Below are 17,145 nucleotides of genomic sequence, written 5' to 3' on the forward strand. Positions count from 1 at the left end.
CAGTTAAAAGTGTTTGTGCCCTTTTCTTAATTTATCGTGCAACCATTGATGGTATTTGCCGTAGTCAGAGTGTATTGGCCAAATCAACGAGGCGTACAGCTGCTTCCCAAACAACGCACTTTCGCTGGGGGCCTTTGCTAACACCCCCTGATGCATGGAGTTATCAATCGTATGTTGCGGAAGGAACGCCATGCCTTTCTTAGCAATACACAATTCCATGATGGTACTGATGTCATCGAGTATCCACATGTTGTTTTTGGCTACATTCGAAAGGTCGATCAAATCTTCGCACCCATCCAATAAGAGTAGTCGAGACTCTGTGGGCTTACCCTCTTGAATTAACTCTCGATGCACAATCCAATTGCAGTTGACGGTAAAAAGCTCATCAATATTAAAGTCTAATTTGGTGCGGTGATAAGGGTTGCAGATGGCAATATCGATTTGGTTATTATTGACGTATTGACCCAGAATTCGACTTGGTTTAGTGACGACAGTAAGTTCAATTTCAGGAAAGGCTTCTGAGAACTCAATGAGTGCACTTTTGACTTCGTTGTTAAACACCAGAGAATCAATGCCGACTCGCATATGGTATAGATCAGTTCTCAACAGGGATTCGGCGATTTGGCTCAGTTCGTTGTACTTGTTGATGATGGGCGTTGCCAGCTGATAGATCTTCTTTCCCCGTTCTGTTGGTTCAACTTGTTTGTTGCTTCTGTCTATTAGCAGATAGCCTAGCTCCTCTTCTAAGCTCTTCACCGCACCACTTACCGTCGATTGAGACTTACCTAACTTTCTTGCTCCACTGCTGAAAGAACCATGAGTGATCACGGCATGAAAAGAGATCAGATTGTCGAAGGGAAGTTTCATCGAGGTGCTTCCTCTTTCCTCTAGTCCTTAAGTTTTAGCTTAATGGGTATGAAGAAGGCTTAACTAATAATTTAGCTAAGTGTGATGTATGTCACAATTTAAGTTTGTGGTACAAAATCTTATTTTTGCCAGTCAAAGAAGAAGAGTGATAGCTAATTAACTGAACTGTAGATAGAAGTTTTTTCTGATACCTCTAAAGAATAAGGACAATTGGAATACAGAGTATTGGCAGAATCGGTAACACCGATGTTGTTCATTTTTGAGACAGTGATCCGGTGTCTACGATCAAAGTGCTAAGCAATTAGTACGAAACAAGGAAAGAGGGACAAACCATGATTACTAAACTTTATCTAGACATTACAAACTACCTAAACGAACTTAAAAATGATGAGCAGGGTGTAACTGCTATTGAGTACGGTCTAATTGGTGTTGCAATGGCGGCATTCTTGCTTCTAACTTTTAACGGTAATGGTGCATTTATTCAAGGTCTGACAACGGCATTTGGTAATATCGCCACTGATTTGACTACGCCATAGCAGTACCACAAATACTAAATGCTGTTTTTATATCTCGCACTAGCGACTGCTTGTTTTGTTGTGTCGCTTTCTGATATCAGAGAGCGAACCATCAAAAATAGTCACGTATCGGTGATTGCCGTTTTAGCGATTGCAATTGGCATTGCAGATTTTTCATTATCAAGTCTTTGGGTTTTAGGTATTTGTTGGTCTGCTTTGCTTTTCCTCCATGTAATTAGGGTACTTGGAGGAGGGGACGTAAAACTTATTGCTGCTTTTTCTTTCTCACTCCCAACTCAAAGCCTTTTAGAGGCATTGATTTTCGTTGGGATATACGGAGGGATATTGGCAGTAACCTACCTGATACTACCGCGACCATCTCACGTTACTGGAGAGGGTAAGAAATCTCAGATCGGGCTCCCCTACGGTGTTGCAATTTGTTGTGGGTTTTATACGGCACTTCTTTTGAAAACATCCGTTTAAAAAACGGGAGGGGCGTATGCGATCTCGTATAGGGATGGTTTTTGCACTGTTAGCATTACTGGTTGGAGGCATCGGACTTTACAACCATATGACTGCCCAGCCTCAACAGCAAAACCCAACCGTATCCCAACCAAGCAATTCAGATGAGCCACAGGCTCATTATGTTCAGGTCTGGCGTGCGAAGAGCAATCTAGAGCGCGGAACACCTATTGAAATCGATGATGTTCAAAAAGAGCAGATGTTGCTTAATATCGCTTTAGAAGAGGGGATTAACTCCGATATAAAGCTGGATTTCTCACCGTCTACTCTCCTTTCAAAAAACATTGAAGCTGGAAAAATCGTCTTCTCTGAATATCAAGTTAAAGAAAACGACCCTCGCTATATCGACCTTCTCATTACCGAAGGGAAAGAGCCGTATTCTTTACTGGTGAGTACTCGTAACTTGGTCAAAGGTTATATCCGTCCAGGTACTAATGTTGATGTACTTTCTGTGGGCTCCCCAAAAGAAAACTTATCCGATGAAGATACCGACGCAATTGATTTTAGTGGCGTGAACGCACAATTGATTTTGAGAAACGTCAAAGTGCTCAGTGTCGGTAATACCAAAGAGCCAGTGGACTCCCGAGTTAAATCAAATGTCTCAAGTGAAGATGATCATCAAATAGTCATCGTTGTTGAAGTCGAGCCCAGTGAGATCGCCAAGTTATCTATCGCGCAGAAAACGATGCATCTAGAGGTATACCGAAGCCATCGCTACAAAGAGCCTGTTTTCGCAGAAGTTCGTGATGTGATCGGCAATTATAGTGGCGTGACCGAGTTAAGAGGATCTTCTCGTCAATCTGCCCAAGGAGAGGAGCTGTGATGAAAACAAAAAGGATATTCTCATACGCTTGGTTTTTGGTGTTTTTATTAAGTTTTTCCGCTTTCTCTGGCGATCGTTATATCACGGTGAGTGATGGTCAACATATTGAGGTGAAAGAACCGATCTCGACCGTATTTGTCAGTGACCCTGAAATTGTCGACTACAACGTTGTAAATGAAAATACCGTCGTTGTTTTTGCCAAGGATGTCGGGCAAGCCAGATTCATCATTTACGGTAAATCGAAGAAAGTGCTGCTCTCTGACCGAATTATTGTCGATATTGATCTGTCGTTGGTCCGACGTCAAATCAAGCTTCACTACCCTGAACTCAACATCAAAGTGGAATCGGTGGGTAATCAGGTCGCAGTGAGTGGGGTTGTTGAATCGGAACAGCAACGTGATGATATTTATCGAATGGTCGCTACTTTGCTCGGAAGAGACAAAACGGAGAAGTGGGAAGAGACCCAAGTCTTGGAGTTTGAAAGTGATGCTTACGATGTTGAAGAACCTCAAAGCATGATCTTTGCTCGCAATATGACGTGGGAAGGCATATTAGAACTTATTGAGGTCGCGACGGATCAACAGGTCAATGTGAAAATATCGGTCGCTCAAGTGACAGAAACGTTCGCTCAAACTGTAGGTGTGGATTGGTCTTCTGTTGGGGCGGATGTCGGTGAGTTTTTATTCCAACAATTTGATGCTGCCGATCTCACCACTTTGATCACTGCACTTGGTAATGAAAACGTTGCCCAAGTCCTCGCCGAGCCAAACCTTACCGTTATCTCAGGAGAGTCTGCGAGCTTTCTCGTTGGTGGCGAAGTGCCCGTGATTGTTACCACCAATAATAATATCAACATTACCTTCCGAGAGTTTGGTATCAAACTCGACCTTACCGCGAAAGTCCTTCATGAGGGCAAAATTCGAATGCGCCTTATGCCTGAAGTTAGCGAAGTAGAAAGATACATTCGCTCTGCTGGGCTGGAAGTACCCCAATTTGCAACTCGAAGAGCGATGACCACGATTGAACTCGGTGATGGCGATAGTTTTGTACTTGGTGGGTTGATGAGTAGCGCCGATTTAGAAGAGCTGCAAAAAATTCCACTGCTTGGCGATATTCCTGTTCTCGGGGCTGCGTTTCGCAAAGCCTCTACAGATAGACGACGCACGGAGCTGATCATTGTTGCGACCGTTAATCTTGTCAAACCAATGAAGAAGAAAGACATCCAAATGCCCTACATGAGCAAAACGTCGACACTTCGCCGTTGGTTGAAAATTTCGGATAGTGAAGAAGGCAACAAAGGCAATGACCCAACCATTCAATTGCTGTCTCAAGGAGGGTTTATTCAATGAAAACTTTATTTGTGGCAGTGTTAAGCGCGTTATTACTTTCTGGGTGTGCTGAGCGTTATTTCAATGGACCAGGAGCGGAAGCGCTTATTTACCCTGAAACCCATATCTATCAGTTTACGGTGAAATCTACTCAACAAACGGAAGAAAAGTTGAACATGATTTTTGACACGGTTGACGAGATAGATTCAGGGGCGAGTTACCTTGTTGAATATCGAAGCAATAAGGGTAAAAAAGTGGTTTATAAATCACTTAAAGACAAGACGGCGTTGCGTTTGAGAGCGGATGAGTTTGTTGTGCGCCAAAACAGTTCGCTGTCGAATGACATCCAACTGACGATTACTTACCACGCATTAGTGACGCACCAGTGCGCACCTTCTGAGATAGAAGAGGTGAATGTCAGTCGGAATTGCTTTTCTGAAGTAGCTAGGATGAAGCAAGTCTCACACAAGGAACGTATCGTGGAGGGATTGTGATGTTTGACTTAGGAAAATCTCTCAAAGAGAGCAAACCGCAAATCATAGAAAGTGCACATGGGCCAACAGGGTGTGTACTGCTTTACCAGAGCTTAGAGTGTATGTCTCTGGTTCAAGAAATGTTCGAGTTTGAGGGGTGGAGTGCACCAACGTGCGTAAAACAGAGTTCGGTTCCTAAAGGTTTTTACTCTGAGCAAAGTGGGAATATTGTCATTCTTGAACTCACGGAGTCATCTGACATTGTCACGGATGCTCAAGCGTTAACCAACCAAATGCCGACCCACAAAGGTATTATTGTCATCGGTACAGAAGACTCCATCTGCGTCTTACGTCAGCTCAAAGAGTTAGGGTTCTATTATCTTTATTGGCCAATCAACAAGCACGAGTTTGCTGATTTCGTCATGAATGTACATCGTAATTTGCAGACTTACACAGGGGTAAGTAAACAGCGAAAAGCAAAGCGTGTTGCAGTTGTCGGAAGCAAAGGTGGGATAGGGACGTCGTTTATTGCCACTGAAATTAGCTCGAAGTTAGCCGCCAATAATATCGATAATGTGTTGGTCGACCATCAATACAATGACAGCAATATTGATGTGCTCCTTGCGCTAGATGACTTCAAATCTCGCTCCATCGACGAATACTCTGTCCCTATCCATGAGTTAGATACGGAAGGGGCATTAAGTCATCTGACCAAAGTGCGTAAAAACTTACGTTTACTTTCACTTAATAGTGACCGATCTCAGTCAGACATTTTCAGTTATAGCCAGACACTTTGCGAATTATTGAGTCGAAACACCAACTTTATGATCGAAGACTTCTCGGGAAGCGTCGACTTTCGTGTTGACCCCAATATGTTGATTGAAAATTACGACGTGGTCGTGGTGGTTTTTGAGCCTTCGGTTTCTTCCGTCCGCAATGCCAAAGCGTTACTTGAACAGCTTGAGAATAAGCAGCTTTCAATGAGCAAGCGGATCCGGATTATTACACTTGCAAATCACCACCGACCAGAGAACACGTTTGTTATCGAACAAAATGATCTCCAGAAATATCTTGGTTCTGAAGTCAATCTTGATATGGGGTATTGTCGCTCACTGGCTCACCTTCTTATTGAGGGCAAGCGCGCGCACAAACACGATCGAAATATCAATCATGCTATCGATGATCTTACTCGTTTGATCAATGGACAATCCACTCAACATGCTAGCGGTTGGCTCGCTAAATTGGGGGTAAGATGAGTTCAAATAAAGAGATCTACACGGCTTTTCGGTCACAGATTTTTGAGGCTTTAGATGTTGAAGCAATACAAAGCCTTTCTCGTTTGGAAATTGAAGGGCAAATCCGAAACGCTGTCGATGTTTTAGCGACGAACTTTGATCGTCCAGTCACGACCATGATGAAGTCAAGTTTGGTCAAAAGCATGCTGGATGAACTCTTTGGTCTTGGGCCTATTCAATCGCTGGTTGATGACCGAGCGATAACCGACATCATGGTAAATGGCCCCAATAACGTCTTTTTTGAGAAGCATGGCAAATTAGAAAAGTCGGACATTACCTTCATCGATGAAGAGCAAGTCCTGACGATAGCAAAACAAATTGCTGCGCGGATCGGACGTCGTGTGGATGAGCTTTCTCCTACCGTAGATGCGCGTCTTGAGGACGGTAGTCGTGTCAACATCGTTATCCCACCCATTGCCTTAGATGGTACCTCAATTTCGATACGTAAATTCCGCGAACAAAATATCGGGCTAGAAGAGCTTGTTGATTTTGGTTCACTGTCGATGGACATGGCGAGATTGTTATCAATTGCTTCCCGTTGCCGAATGAACATTCTGATCTCGGGTGGTACGGGTTCAGGTAAAACCACCTTATTAAATTCGCTTTCACAATACATCAGTGAAGACGAGCGTATTGTGACAATTGAGGATGCGGCAGAGCTTCGTCTAGAGCAACCCAACCTAGTTCGCCTAGAAACGAGAGCGGAGAGTGTGGAACACACGGGCTTAGTGACTCAGCGTGATTTGGTTATTAATGCGCTTCGCATGCGCCCTGATCGAATCATCCTCGGTGAGTGTCGCGGCTCAGAAGCATTTGAGATGCTCCAAGCAATGAATACGGGTCACGAAGGCTCCATGTCGACACTACATGCTAACTCGCCACGAGATGCAATATCACGCGTGGAATCCATGGTAATGATGGCGAACTTAAATCAGCCTCTCGATGCTATTCGACGCGCGATTGTGAGTGCTATTGAGCTGGTGGTTCAAGTGAACCGACTGCGTGATGGTTCAAGGAAAATAACCAGCATCTCTGAAATCGTAGGGCTCGAAGGCGATAGCGTGGTGATGGAGGAAATCTTCCGCTTTCAATACGACGAAGTGGGGTATGGTGAAGCGGTAAGAGGACGCTTTATGACCGAGGGCCTTATGCAGCGCTCCGAGCTTGTTAAGAAAGCACATTTTTACGGCTTATATGAAGAGCTAATGCAAGCCTTCCAAGGAGCAAGATCATGATGTTATGGATTGCTTTTATCTTATTTGGTATTGCCGTTTTGCTTTTAACGAGTCACCGAAGAAGCAAAATAGGGAATTACTTTCCAGAGACTGAAGTCGACGAAGATATTATTGCGGCGATTAATTTGAACGCATTGATGGAACAAAAGCGTTGGCAGAGATTCAAAAATAATTTATCTCCTGCAATAAAGGTCTTAGGACCAAGAGCAAACTTCATTATTTTTGTGTTTGTCGTTCTTTCTGCTTATTTAAGCTATTACACCATTTATGAAGTGCTAGATATTAAGTCAATGCTACTTTCTATTGGTGTTTTCACATTTTCAGTAGTTTGGGGCTATTACTGGTTGCAAAACAAACGTCGTTTGGATTTCGAGAAGAAATTTCCGGACGCATTGAACATTTTGATGAGTGCCGTAACCGCTGGTGAGAGTTTAATGCACGCTTTTTCTTTTGTTGGCGAAAACATGGAAGGAGAAGTCGGGAGAGAATTTAAAGAAATGGGGGATCGACTTAAACTGGGGGAAAATGCAGAAAAGGTGTTACTTCGCTCTTGTAAAGCATTCCCTTATCCTGAATACATCTTCTTTACCATTACGATACGCGCCAATATTAACCGTGGTGGACAACTAAAAAATGTATTGGCAAGGCTAATTCGCATTTTGGTTGATGCCAGAACGTTAGAGTCGAAAAAAATGGCGATGACCTCTGAGGCACGCATCTCCGCTAAAGTAGTCGCTGCAATACCGATCGCATTTGCATTCATGGTCAATCAAATTGACCCGAGCCACATCGACTTTATTCTAAATGACCCTCAAGGGCGAATGGTACTTTACTATGTTGTAGGTAGTGAAGTGTTAGGCTTATTCGTTGTTTGGCTTCTTGTTAAAGGAGTAAGACGATGATCTTATCACTGAGTGTTTTACTGATTATCCTGTCATTATCATTTTTAGTTTATGATTATTATTTTACTCGTAAGAAAGAAATTATATTGAGTAAATATTTGAAGTATGGAAGGAAGAAAGATACAGAGAGAAAAGTTGAATCTTTTATTGTCAAGTTTGGTGAAGGTAGTAAAAAAGATCTCGAGCAAAAATTGCTGAATGCTGGGTATTACAATAAAGGGCTAGCTAGATATTACTTTCCATTTAAAGCTATTTTATTTTTATGCAGTGTTACTTTGGTACTACTTATTGAGACTACTTTGATCAATAAAGCTTTGATGATCATTGTTTTAGGTGTCGGGGCTATTATTATCCCTGACTTACTTCTTGAAATACGTAAACGTTATTTAGTGAAAAAGGTTTCGAGAAATCTACCTTATGTCCTTGATATTATGTCAGTTTGTGTGCAGACCGGTATGACTATTGAAGCATCTTTTGCGTATTTAGCACAAGAGCTAAAAATTTTCGACAAAGATTTGTGCTATCAAATCAATAAAACATCAGAAGCTGGCAAAGTACATGGGATAGAAAAAGCATTGCATGATCTTTCCGTTCGCTTGCCTGCACCAGAAATTAACAGCTTTGTCTTAACGATTATTCAAAACCTTCACTATGGAGCTTCGGTTGCTAACGTATTAAGTGATTTAGCTGAAGATATGCGCCGGATTCAGTTACTCGAAATTGAAGAGAAAATGGGTAAATTGTCAGCCAAAATGAGCGTGCCTTTGATCCTATTGATCATGTTTCCAATCGTCATTTTTATTCTCGCTCCTGGTTTTTTACAAGTGGATTTTACGGGCTTTACTGGAGAGAAATAATGAAAAGATTAACTTTTGTCAGTGTCTCACTTTTTTTTCTCTTTGGTTGCAGTTCCACAATCGATAGTGAAGAAAGTGTGGTGCAAAACATGGAGCGTGTTGATAACCATACAGGCCTAATTAATCACTATAAAGGACATCTAGAAAAGCGACCTGAAGACGTCCAGATCATGCAGGAACTGGCAAAAGTGTATTTTGATAAGGGCGATATTGAGTCGGCTAAGTTTTATGCTGACCATTTGCTTAATCAAGGAGTGAAGAATAGCGAGCTCCTGCAATTAAGAGGTCAGATTCATAGCCAAGATGGTGAAGATTCTTTGGCTCTGAAACGTTATAAAAGCGCGATCGAAATGGGCAACGACAGCGGAGAAATCTATGTATTATCGGGCATCTCCTATTGCAATACCGACCAATTCTCTCAAGCAAAAAATGCGTTCAATCAAGCTCGTCTAAAAGGCTATAACGACGTGGCGGTAAAAAACAATTTAGCCGTAGTTTATCTTGCACAACGACAGTATGACGACGTGATATCGCTATTGGTTCCTGTTTATCAAGAGAACCCAAGTAACCAGAAAGTGCGAGCGAATTTGGCTATCGCACTGTTCAAAGTAGGGGATGTCTATCAGGCGAGAGATCTGCTTGAAGGAGCATTTACCGATTCTCAAGTAGCGCAAATCTCGAGGCAGTTACACCGGTAATAAGGGTGGGCGGTATGAAGTATTCTCGAAGAAAGGTAAAGGGCGTAACCGTAGTTGAATTTGCATTAGGAGCTGGGGTGCTTGTCCTAGTATTAGCAATGCTGTTTGAAATGGGATTTAGAATTTACGTAACCAACTTAGTTGAGTATGCGTTGAGGGAGTCAGTCAGAAATACAAAGGTGTTTGAAGGCGGAAACTCCTACGATAACTACAACCTAACATTGGATTCGGCGATGAAGGACGGAGGGGCATTATGGACGTCACTCGTTCCTGCTGAAAACTTTGAAGTGTCTGGTCGGTACTATTTGACATACGCCGATCTAATTTCAGGTACCAGTTATTCTGATGCCGAGATGGGAGAAGACGATCAAGGGTATGCAATCGCTGAAATTACGTTGACCTATAACTACACGCCAATTTTGAACGTATTTTCCAACGATGTTATCCCGATTACTAAAAGCACACTGATTAACCTAGAACATGAAGGTTGGGAGGAGTGATGATGAAAATACGATCCCGACAAAAAGGTGTTTTTGCTATTGAGCTGTTTTTTGTTTTGATTGCTCTCATTAGCATCTTTTATTTCATGACGGACATCAGTGACAAGTTATTAGCTCGTGCTCAACTTGATCGTGGGAGTTTTGCGCTAGCTAATATCCTTAAAGAGCGAAGTCGTTATTACGACGAAAGATTACCTTTAAACGCAAGTGATGAAACGGACATGCAGACACTTGCGTCACGTCTACTTGATACGACACCAGGCAGCGTCGCTATCAAAATTGAAGCATTGCACAATAAGGCGACGTTAAATGCTTTTGAAAGTAACGAGTACAAAAATCTCGGCTGTGAGGCTGCGGGTTTAGATACGAAGTCAGAGTTAGCACCCGTTGAGAATGGCGTGATTTTCTCTTTGTATCAAGTAACGCTTTGTCAGCAAGAAAACTCTTGGTTTACCCAGCTTTGGGGGAATTCAGGCGCATCCACGATGACAATCACATCCAGTTCTGTTGTGGTGGGGAGGTAACGATGAATTTCACTATTAAACAACGAGCTCCAATTCATTCAGGTCGCAATCAAAAAGGGATTGCGGCAATTTGGTTCGCACTGAGTTTAGTGCCTGTTTTTGGTATGACATTTTTTGCTGTAGAGGGGACGCGTTATATCCAAGAGACAAGTCGACTGAGAGACGCAGCGCAAACTGCTGCATTGGCTATTACGATAGACGACAAATCGAACCAAGCGGATGCATTGGCGACGATGTACATCAATGACTATGTGCGTGATATTTCCCATGTTGATATCCAAACGGTGAGGACGTACGAAGAGCCAACAGAAGACAACGATAATACAGAAAAAATTCAGTATTCCGTGCAAGCGGTTACCACTCACAACTCTTGGTTTGCCAGTAACTTAATTCCATCTTTTGAGGCTCAAGAGAAACTCGCTGGACAAGCCGTTGCAGCGAAATATCCTTTTTATTTAGGAGACAAAATCATTGATCTGGTTTTGGTGACTGACTTTTCAGGGTCGATGAACAACAGCTGGGATGGCGAAATTAAAATTGATCTCCTCAAAGATGCGGTTAAGCAAATTTCAAATCGTATCTTAGTTCCGCGAGAAGGTGAGAGTGAGGTACTGAATCGTATTGCCATCATTCCATTTAACCTGCGAGTGCAAGAGAAGATCAATGACAACCTCTACTCTACCAGTCAGTTAAGGTACAAAGGTAACTACCGCAAAAGTGTCTCTTCAGTGAAGTATGAGCAGGTAAATTGGGACTATTGGTCTCCTTACTCTGAAGAAGCTGTGGAGGAATGTGCCAACAAACGCACCGACTGCCCAAACAAAAAAAGTTGGGAGCGAGACCAAGCGAAGCGAGTCGCAGATGTGGTGAATATCAATAATAATCGCCTGGAGATTCCTGACTATGTCGGTTACTCAAAATCGGTTAGACACATGTTTGACGATAAAGTCGCGAATAACAATTTGACCTTTCACTTTAGGTCGAACAATAACAAGCTTTATAACTCCAGTATGACGCGGACTGGCCATTCGGGCTTTTATACCATTCCACTGACTGCCAACAAAACAAACCTCGACAAGGTACAAACCATGAGCTCGGGTGGGAATACTGCTGCCTATCAAGGCATGCTGCGTGGCTTGCAAATCATGGAAGATGGACGTCCAAATGGCAGTAACGAAGAAGAAACAGAGCAATACAATGACCGTCTTAAAATGCTGATAGTAATCAGTGATGGTATGGAGTTTCCTTATACACAAATCCTTCCGGGATTAGTCAATCAAGGTATGTGTGATAAGGCGCGTAAACACTTCCAAACTGAGAACGGCAATTTGTACATTGGCGTCATTGGCGTGAACTTCAGTGCATCTTCGCAAAGCGGTTTCCAAGATTGTGTGTTGAATCCGGATGAAGACATCATCGATGTAACAGAGACGGAAGACTTCATTAAGAAAATCGAAGAACTAATTCAGAAAGGATCTCGTGGTAATGGTGTATCGAGACTATATGGGTGAGAGATATGACCAAAACAATGCTAATTACAGGGATGCTGGTGGCCGGTTTCACGACCGTTAGTGCGAATGCCAGTGAAGTCAGTTCAAAAGTGACCGAATACTGCGGGACGTCATATTATGAATACTCGCACTCGATTCAGGTTGGCGACGTGACGGGTGTGGCATCGCATCGTGATGGTTATTTGCAAGTAACGGATGTGAGTAATGACCCTGCACTGAAGTGGGCGCTGATGAAGAACTCATCGTTACTTACCAATCCTAATGATTGCCTGACTTATATCTCCAATTTAGGTATTGCTCAGTTTAGCGGAGAGGTCAGCGATAAAGGTAAATTGATTGCGCGAGTGCACTTCGCCTTTGACAAGTTTAACCTTACCCCGTTGGCCAGAAATGTATTGAGCGATGTGGCTCGTCAACTTGCTCAAACGAACTATCAAGTAACAGTAGAAGGGCACACCGATTGGATTGGCACCAAAGCGTATAACCAAACCTTGGGTCATAATCGAGCCAAAAGCACCGCTCGTGAGCTGCATTATTACGGGGTGAGCGAACAGAAAACTACGCTTAAATCCTTTGGTGAATCTGAACCGATAGCAACCAACAATACCTCTTCGGGTCGTTCTAAAAACCGTAGAGCAGACGTTTACATTCCAGCGGATGAACAGGAAAAACCACCAGCAAAGGAATAGGTGTTAACTACTGACTCGATGGAATTAAAAACGCCCGCCTCCAATTGGAAGCGGGCGTTGCACTCTTGTCTTTGTCTTAGCGATGCGCTTACATCATGCCTGTTACGATGCCTGCTGTGACAAAGAACACAATCATCCAAAGCACCGACAAGTTAAGTTTCTTATGTAAGTAGAAACCAGCTATCACAAGAGCGATGTCGATTGGAGCAACGACAGCGCTGCTGAATACTGGTTGGTAAAGTGCTGCCAATAGCAAACCAACGACCGATGCGTTTACGCCGTTGATTGCACCTGACACTGCCGGTTTACCAGCCAGCGCTTGCCAGTTCTTTAGCACGCCAAGCAGCAATAAGAAGCCCGGTAAGAACACACCTAATGTTGCGACTAGCGCGCCTAGGATAGGTGCATCAGACAGCTCGTAACCAATGTAAGTCGCGAAGGTAAACATTGGCCCCGGTACTGCTTGCGCTGCGGCGTAGCCCGTTAGGAATGCGTCTTGGCTGAGTTGATCGCCAACGATGTTTTGCAGTAGCGGAAGTACCACGTGACCACCACCGAACACTAAGCTACCCGCTTGGAAGAAATCGCTAAACAATCCGATCATCGGAAGGGTGTGAGCCACAAACGGCAAACCAACTAGAAGTACTGCGAACAGCGCCAATGGTGCAATGGTTGGTTTAAAAGGTTCTGTAGGTGCTGTGGATTCTTTCTTTAGATATTGAGTGCCAATCAAGCCCGCTACTACAAGCACCAGCATTTGAGTTGCGATGCTCGGTGCAACCAATAACGCAATGGCGGTTGCCACACACAAGCCGGCAGTTAGTTTGCTTTGACAGAAGTTTTTGTACATTCCCCAAGTCGCATCTGCCACCACAACGACCGCCAGCAACTTCAAGCCGTGAACGATGTTTTGGAACAATGCGGTATCAGTGATCTGGCTGCTTACCATCGCAAGCGCCAACATGATGATCACGGAAGGCAACGTGAAGCCAAGAAACGCCATGCATGCGCCGCCTAGGCCTCCGCGTTTGTAACCCAGAGCAAAGCCAACTTGGCTAGAACCAGGGCCCGGTAAGAATTGGCTCAAAGCCACGATCTGTGCGTATTCGCTGTCATCAATCCATTTGAGCTTTTCAACGAACGTTTGGCGGAAGTAACCGATGTGCGCCGCAGGGCCACCGAAACTGATCCAACCAAGCCAAAAAAAGGTTTTAAAAATGGTAAACATGTTGAGCCTGTTAAATCTCCAATAAAACGGCATCTACTGTAAGAAATGTACTAAGATGATTCAAATTAATAGTTTTAATTTCATCTATGAATGAAATAGGATGAGGTGTTCTGTGAAAGATGATGTTCAGTGGCGCAATATCGACTTAAATCTATTGGTGACCTTTTCTTACCTATATCGCTATCGCAGTGTGAGCTTGGCGGCCGAGAAAAGCTTTGTCAGTCAGTCTGCCATGAGCCACAGCTTGTCGCGTTTGCGCGTGTTGTTTGATGACCCATTGTTTGAGCGTAAAGGTCATAAGATGGACCCAACCGAACACGCACATCATATTGCGCCGACGGTGCATCATTTATTGGACTCGATTGCCAAAGACTTACTGACGAAGTCCGCTTTTCGACCAGAAAACTACGCCGGCGTGTGCCGCATTGGTTTAACCGACTACGCCGAATTCATCTTCGCCCCACTGCTTTATGATGAAATCCGTAAGCGTGCGCCAGAAGCCCAAATAAGTTTTATCAACGTCAACCGCAGCAATTACGTGGCGATAACGGAACACGATAAATTAGATGTCATCATCGGCAGTATGCCTGTGCTCGACGATAACTTTGAGAGCCAGTACCTCTACACAGAAAAGCACGTGTGTCTGTGTGATAAGCGAGTTTTGAAAGGTGAAACACAACTGTCGATTCATGCTTTTACCAATATCGAGCAAGCCCTAGTGAGTCCTGATGGCAGCTTGAGTACACAAGTAGACAAAAAGCTTGCGGAGCATGGCTTGAGCCGAAAAGTCACCGTCGCTTCACGTAACTTTCTGACAATTCGAAACTTGCTTAAACAGCGTGAGTTGGTTGCGATTGTGCCGGAGAAAATGGCGCAAGCGGAAGGGTTCTCGGACGACTTGGTGAGCGTCCAGCCGCCGATTGCGGTGGCGGATTTTGATATCGCCATGTTGTGGCATACCAGTCGTAATAACGAGGATAAAGGGATTTGGCTGCGTCAGCTAGTGGCAGAATTGATCACAGGTAATTGATCTTATAAGGGCACCACGAGGGTGCCCTTTAAGTAACCGAGCTATAGGTCGGTTATACTTGCGTTACTGGCTCTTGCGCCTTTTCTTGCGTTGCTTGTTGTTTGATAGCTTGCTTCTTTTCAAAGCGAGAGATCCACCACCAAGCCAGAGCAGAGAAGACGGCAGTCATAAACACGTTGATGAAGAACGCACGTACCAAGTCAACGCCTGTTGGAAATGCCGACGCGGTCATACTCACCACAAAGATTGCAATTAGTACAGACACCACACTCATGCCCACTTTGCGTGAACCCATACGGAAGTCGCGCGGTGTATCATCGTGTTTTAGACGGAACACAAAGTACGCCACCATGATGAAGATTGGCGGTAGCATCGCCGTACCTGCGGTTAGGTTGATCGCTTGGTTCATCATGTCTTGCACGGATTCTGAACCAAAGCCGTTGACGATCAGCATCACCACAACGAACGCGAATTGCCACCATGCTGCACGTACTGGTACACCATGCTCGTTTAGCTCTGTGGTTTTCTCGCCGTATACACCTTTTGGAATTTCAGAGAAGTGAATTTTTACTGGTGCCGCAGTCCACATCATCATTGAGCCAAACATCGCGATGAACAAAATGATGCCAACGAAGCGGCCAACCAATACTGTTGAAATATCGAAGTATTGAGCCATACCGGTAAAGATTTCTACCATGCCGCCTGCGTATGTTAGGTCTTCTCGCGGAACGAACACGTTCACCAAAAGTGAGCCAATAGCGTACATCGCACCAATCAAGACGCCCGCCATGATGATCACTTTGATGAAGGCTTTTTGGCCGCCTTTTACATCTTTTAGGTACGCCGCTGCGGTTTCTGCACCGCCTGCTGCTTGGAAGATCCAACACATAATACCTAACGTTGCCCAGTTAATGGTTGGGCTCATTGCTTCTAGTGTGATTGGCTCTGCTGGCGTGTAAGTGTCGCCGCCCAGCGCCATTAGCGCGCCGAGAACGTAAATGCCGAATAGGGCAAACACACCGTAAGCAACCAGCTCAGAAATTTTACCTAACCAAGATGCGCCTTTGGTTGAAATTTGGGTCGCCGCTGCGAACAGAACGATCGAAATTACCGACGTGACCATTGGTGAGAAGGTGTATTCGTAACCAAGCATCGCATAAGACGCGTAAGCAATCACGTTTGGTAGCAGAGACACAAACCAAAATAGGTTCACGAACCAGTAGAGGAACGAACCTAGGTAAGCGGCTTTAGAGCCAAGCGGTTGTTTAAGCCAGTCGTACATACCTGACTCAGAGTTTTTGTTCGCCGAAACGAACTCAGCAATGATGAATACAAATGGAATGAAGTAAACGATCGTCGCGAAAAGGAAGATAGGGGCAGAGCTAAGGCCAAGCTCAATGTTGTTGTTCACGATGTTACGGACGTTAAATACCGCCGCAAATGTCATCGACAGCAAGGCGAATTTGCCAATGGTGCCGCGCATAGATTCAGACATAGAGTCCTCCGATGAATCACGTCAATTCCCTTCGTAACTCAGTGATAGTGCTATTGACCGTTTTATCATCCTTGGGCGAATACTATTCGTAATCGCGTTGGATTGCTGAGGTCTACAACTGATCTGTGATCTGAATTACTTTGGGTTTATTTAATTATTTTGTTGTTAGGCCAGACGCGTTGTCTGGCCTTGCCTGTAAGCCGTTATTTATTTAGGAAATAGCCATCTTCGATGGTCACTTTGAGCACCACTTTTCTTACTCGGTTGTCACCGTGGAAGCGGTACGCTTTATCGTTATCAAAAATTGCAACTTGGCCTTCACAAAGCTCACGAGTCTCACCTTGACCGGAGAGAAATTCGCGGTCAGTTTCATCTCGATATGCTTGCTCTAGGCGTAAATCGGATTTGTCGGCGAACTCCACTGTTTCGCGACCTTCTAGGTAGTAATGCACATCGAAGTAGCGGCGGTTACCTTCAAACAGGTCGGTTTGTTTTGTGCCGTCTTCAATCATGTAAACCAGAGAGTCACCAATCGAATACATCACGCCGTCTTTGATGTTGGCGATGTTCTCAATCGCTTCCACGCAGCGGTTCCATTTACGACCGTCGCGGTACACGACTTTGAATTGTTCTAAGTTGTCTAACACGATCAT

At 44.1% G+C, this 17,145-nt stretch carries 19 protein-coding genes; 15 read left to right on the forward strand and 4 right to left on the reverse strand.

The window, feature by feature from the left end; genetic code table 11:
* Nucleotides 1-3: 3 nt before the first annotated feature.
* Nucleotides 4-867, reverse strand: coding sequence for a LysR family transcriptional regulator (locus VJL_RS14890; RefSeq protein ID WP_038878998.1), 864 nt, complete (start codon nt 865-867; stop codon nt 4-6).
* A gap of 332 nt (nt 868-1,199) precedes the next feature.
* Between VJL_RS14890 and VJL_RS14895 the strand changes: the two genes are divergently transcribed.
* Genes VJL_RS14895 through VJL_RS14960 form a run of 14 tightly spaced genes read left to right on the forward strand, consistent with a single transcriptional unit; the run spans nt 1,200 to nt 12,739 of the window.
* Nucleotides 1,200-1,403 carry a Flp family type IVb pilin gene (locus VJL_RS14895; protein ID WP_038879001.1) on the forward strand — a complete coding sequence of 68 codons (204 nt, stop codon included), beginning with the start codon at nt 1,200-1,202 and terminating at the stop codon, nt 1,401-1,403.
* A gap of 18 nt (nt 1,404-1,421) precedes the next feature.
* A complete protein-coding gene (locus VJL_RS14900; protein WP_038879004.1) occupies nt 1,422-1,865 on the forward strand; it encodes an A24 family peptidase in 444 nt (147 codons plus the stop codon).
* A 16-nt stretch (nt 1,866-1,881) separates the two neighbouring features.
* Entirely contained in the window at nt 1,882-2,727 is an 846-nt protein-coding gene (gene cpaB, locus VJL_RS14905) for a Flp pilus assembly protein CpaB (protein ID WP_038865943.1), read from the forward strand.
* On the forward strand, nt 2,727-4,076 hold the full coding sequence (locus tag VJL_RS14910) for a type II and III secretion system protein family protein (RefSeq protein ID WP_050568850.1): 1,350 nt from the start codon (nt 2,727-2,729) through the stop codon (nt 4,074-4,076). Before cpaB ends, VJL_RS14910 begins: the two co-directional genes overlap by 1 nt.
* On the forward strand, nt 4,073-4,549 hold the full coding sequence (locus tag VJL_RS14915) for a hypothetical protein (protein WP_038865944.1): 477 nt from the start codon (nt 4,073-4,075) through the stop codon (nt 4,547-4,549). The genes VJL_RS14910 and VJL_RS14915 overlap by 4 nt, the downstream gene beginning before the upstream one ends.
* Entirely contained in the window at nt 4,549-5,784 is a 1,236-nt protein-coding gene (locus tag VJL_RS14920; protein WP_038879007.1) for a CpaE/TadZ family protein, read from the forward strand. The genes VJL_RS14915 and VJL_RS14920 overlap by 1 nt, the downstream gene beginning before the upstream one ends.
* A complete protein-coding gene (locus VJL_RS14925) occupies nt 5,781-7,058 on the forward strand; it encodes a TadA family conjugal transfer-associated ATPase (protein WP_038879009.1) in 1,278 nt (425 codons plus the stop codon). Before VJL_RS14920 ends, VJL_RS14925 begins: the two co-directional genes overlap by 4 nt.
* Nucleotides 7,058-7,960, forward strand: coding sequence for a type II secretion system F family protein (locus VJL_RS14930; RefSeq protein WP_038879232.1), 903 nt, complete (start codon nt 7,058-7,060; stop codon nt 7,958-7,960). Before VJL_RS14925 ends, VJL_RS14930 begins: the two co-directional genes overlap by 1 nt.
* Complete coding sequence (locus VJL_RS14935) at nt 7,957-8,817, forward strand: type II secretion system F family protein (RefSeq protein ID WP_038879011.1); 861 nt, start codon at nt 7,957-7,959, stop codon at nt 8,815-8,817. The genes VJL_RS14930 and VJL_RS14935 overlap by 4 nt, the downstream gene beginning before the upstream one ends.
* Entirely contained in the window at nt 8,817-9,515 is a 699-nt protein-coding gene (locus VJL_RS14940) for a tetratricopeptide repeat protein (protein WP_038879013.1), read from the forward strand. Before VJL_RS14935 ends, VJL_RS14940 begins: the two co-directional genes overlap by 1 nt.
* A 14-nt stretch (nt 9,516-9,529) precedes the next feature.
* On the forward strand, nt 9,530-10,015 hold the full coding sequence (locus tag VJL_RS14945) for a TadE family protein (protein ID WP_038879016.1): 486 nt from the start codon (nt 9,530-9,532) through the stop codon (nt 10,013-10,015).
* Entirely contained in the window at nt 10,015-10,539 is a 525-nt protein-coding gene (gene tadF, locus VJL_RS14950) for a tight adherence pilus pseudopilin TadF (RefSeq protein WP_038865953.1), read from the forward strand. Before VJL_RS14945 ends, tadF begins: the two co-directional genes overlap by 1 nt.
* 2 nt (nt 10,540-10,541) lie before the next feature.
* Entirely contained in the window at nt 10,542-12,050 is a 1,509-nt protein-coding gene (locus tag VJL_RS14955) for a pilus assembly protein (RefSeq protein WP_050568851.1), read from the forward strand.
* Between the two features lie 5 nt (nt 12,051-12,055).
* Nucleotides 12,056-12,739 carry an OmpA family protein gene (locus tag VJL_RS14960; RefSeq protein ID WP_038879019.1) on the forward strand — a complete coding sequence of 228 codons (684 nt, stop codon included), beginning with the start codon at nt 12,056-12,058 and terminating at the stop codon, nt 12,737-12,739.
* Between the two features lie 88 nt (nt 12,740-12,827).
* Here VJL_RS14960 and chrA read toward each other — a convergent pair whose 3' ends face one another.
* A complete protein-coding gene (chrA, locus tag VJL_RS14965; RefSeq protein WP_038879022.1) occupies nt 12,828-13,967 on the reverse strand; it encodes a chromate efflux transporter in 1,140 nt (379 codons plus the stop codon).
* 112 nt (nt 13,968-14,079) lie between these two features.
* Here chrA and VJL_RS14970 point away from each other — a divergent pair, with 112 nt between their 5' ends.
* A complete protein-coding gene (locus VJL_RS14970; RefSeq protein WP_038879238.1) occupies nt 14,080-14,997 on the forward strand; it encodes a LysR family transcriptional regulator in 918 nt (305 codons plus the stop codon).
* Between the two features lie 52 nt (nt 14,998-15,049).
* Here VJL_RS14970 and VJL_RS14975 read toward each other — a convergent pair whose 3' ends face one another.
* Both VJL_RS14975 and VJL_RS14980 read right to left on the reverse strand, forming a co-directional pair.
* Nucleotides 15,050-16,492 (reverse strand): amino acid permease, encoded by a 1,443-nt coding sequence (locus tag VJL_RS14975; protein WP_038879024.1) that lies wholly within the window; start codon nt 16,490-16,492, stop codon nt 15,050-15,052.
* 203 nt (nt 16,493-16,695) lie between these two features.
* Nucleotides 16,696-17,145 (reverse strand): beta-galactosidase subunit beta, encoded by a 450-nt coding sequence (locus tag VJL_RS14980; protein WP_009707487.1) that lies wholly within the window; start codon nt 17,143-17,145, stop codon nt 16,696-16,698.

The organism is Vibrio jasicida CAIM 1864 = LMG 25398, assembly GCF_000400365.1.
Classification (GTDB): Bacteria; Pseudomonadota; Gammaproteobacteria; order Enterobacterales; family Vibrionaceae; genus Vibrio; species Vibrio jasicida.

Bases quoted from the DNA above. Each gene is read 5' to 3' on its own strand.
- tadF (WP_038865953.1), top strand. From the start codon at position 10,015: ATGATGAAAATACGATCCCGACAAAAAGGTGTTTTTGCTATTGAGCTG.
- cpaB (WP_038865943.1), top strand. From the start codon at position 1,882: ATGCGATCTCGTATAGGGATGGTTTTTGCACTGTTAGCATTACTGGTT.
- VJL_RS14895 (WP_038879001.1), top strand. From the start codon at position 1,200: ATGATTACTAAACTTTATCTAGACATTACAAACTACCTAAACGAACTT.
- chrA (WP_038879022.1), bottom strand. From the start codon at position 13,967: ATGTTTACCATTTTTAAAACCTTTTTTTGGCTTGGTTGGATCAGTTTC.
- VJL_RS14890 (WP_038878998.1), bottom strand. From the start codon at position 867: ATGAAACTTCCCTTCGACAATCTGATCTCTTTTCATGCCGTGATCACT.
- VJL_RS14920 (WP_038879007.1), top strand. From the start codon at position 4,549: ATGTTTGACTTAGGAAAATCTCTCAAAGAGAGCAAACCGCAAATCATA.
- VJL_RS14945 (WP_038879016.1), top strand. From the start codon at position 9,530: ATGAAGTATTCTCGAAGAAAGGTAAAGGGCGTAACCGTAGTTGAATTT.
- VJL_RS14900 (WP_038879004.1), top strand. From the start codon at position 1,422: ATGCTGTTTTTATATCTCGCACTAGCGACTGCTTGTTTTGTTGTGTCG.
- VJL_RS14910 (WP_050568850.1), top strand. From the start codon at position 2,727: ATGAAAACAAAAAGGATATTCTCATACGCTTGGTTTTTGGTGTTTTTA.
- VJL_RS14975 (WP_038879024.1), bottom strand. From the start codon at position 16,492: ATGTCTGAATCTATGCGCGGCACCATTGGCAAATTCGCCTTGCTGTCG.
- VJL_RS14980 (WP_009707487.1), bottom strand. From the start codon at position 17,145: ATGATCGTGTTAGACAACTTAGAACAATTCAAAGTCGTGTACCGCGAC.
- VJL_RS14940 (WP_038879013.1), top strand. From the start codon at position 8,817: ATGAAAAGATTAACTTTTGTCAGTGTCTCACTTTTTTTTCTCTTTGGT.
- VJL_RS14915 (WP_038865944.1), top strand. From the start codon at position 4,073: ATGAAAACTTTATTTGTGGCAGTGTTAAGCGCGTTATTACTTTCTGGG.
- VJL_RS14960 (WP_038879019.1), top strand. From the start codon at position 12,056: ATGACCAAAACAATGCTAATTACAGGGATGCTGGTGGCCGGTTTCACG.
- VJL_RS14935 (WP_038879011.1), top strand. From the start codon at position 7,957: ATGATCTTATCACTGAGTGTTTTACTGATTATCCTGTCATTATCATTT.
- VJL_RS14930 (WP_038879232.1), top strand. From the start codon at position 7,058: ATGTTATGGATTGCTTTTATCTTATTTGGTATTGCCGTTTTGCTTTTA.
- VJL_RS14925 (WP_038879009.1), top strand. From the start codon at position 5,781: ATGAGTTCAAATAAAGAGATCTACACGGCTTTTCGGTCACAGATTTTT.
- VJL_RS14955 (WP_050568851.1), top strand. From the start codon at position 10,542: ATGAATTTCACTATTAAACAACGAGCTCCAATTCATTCAGGTCGCAAT.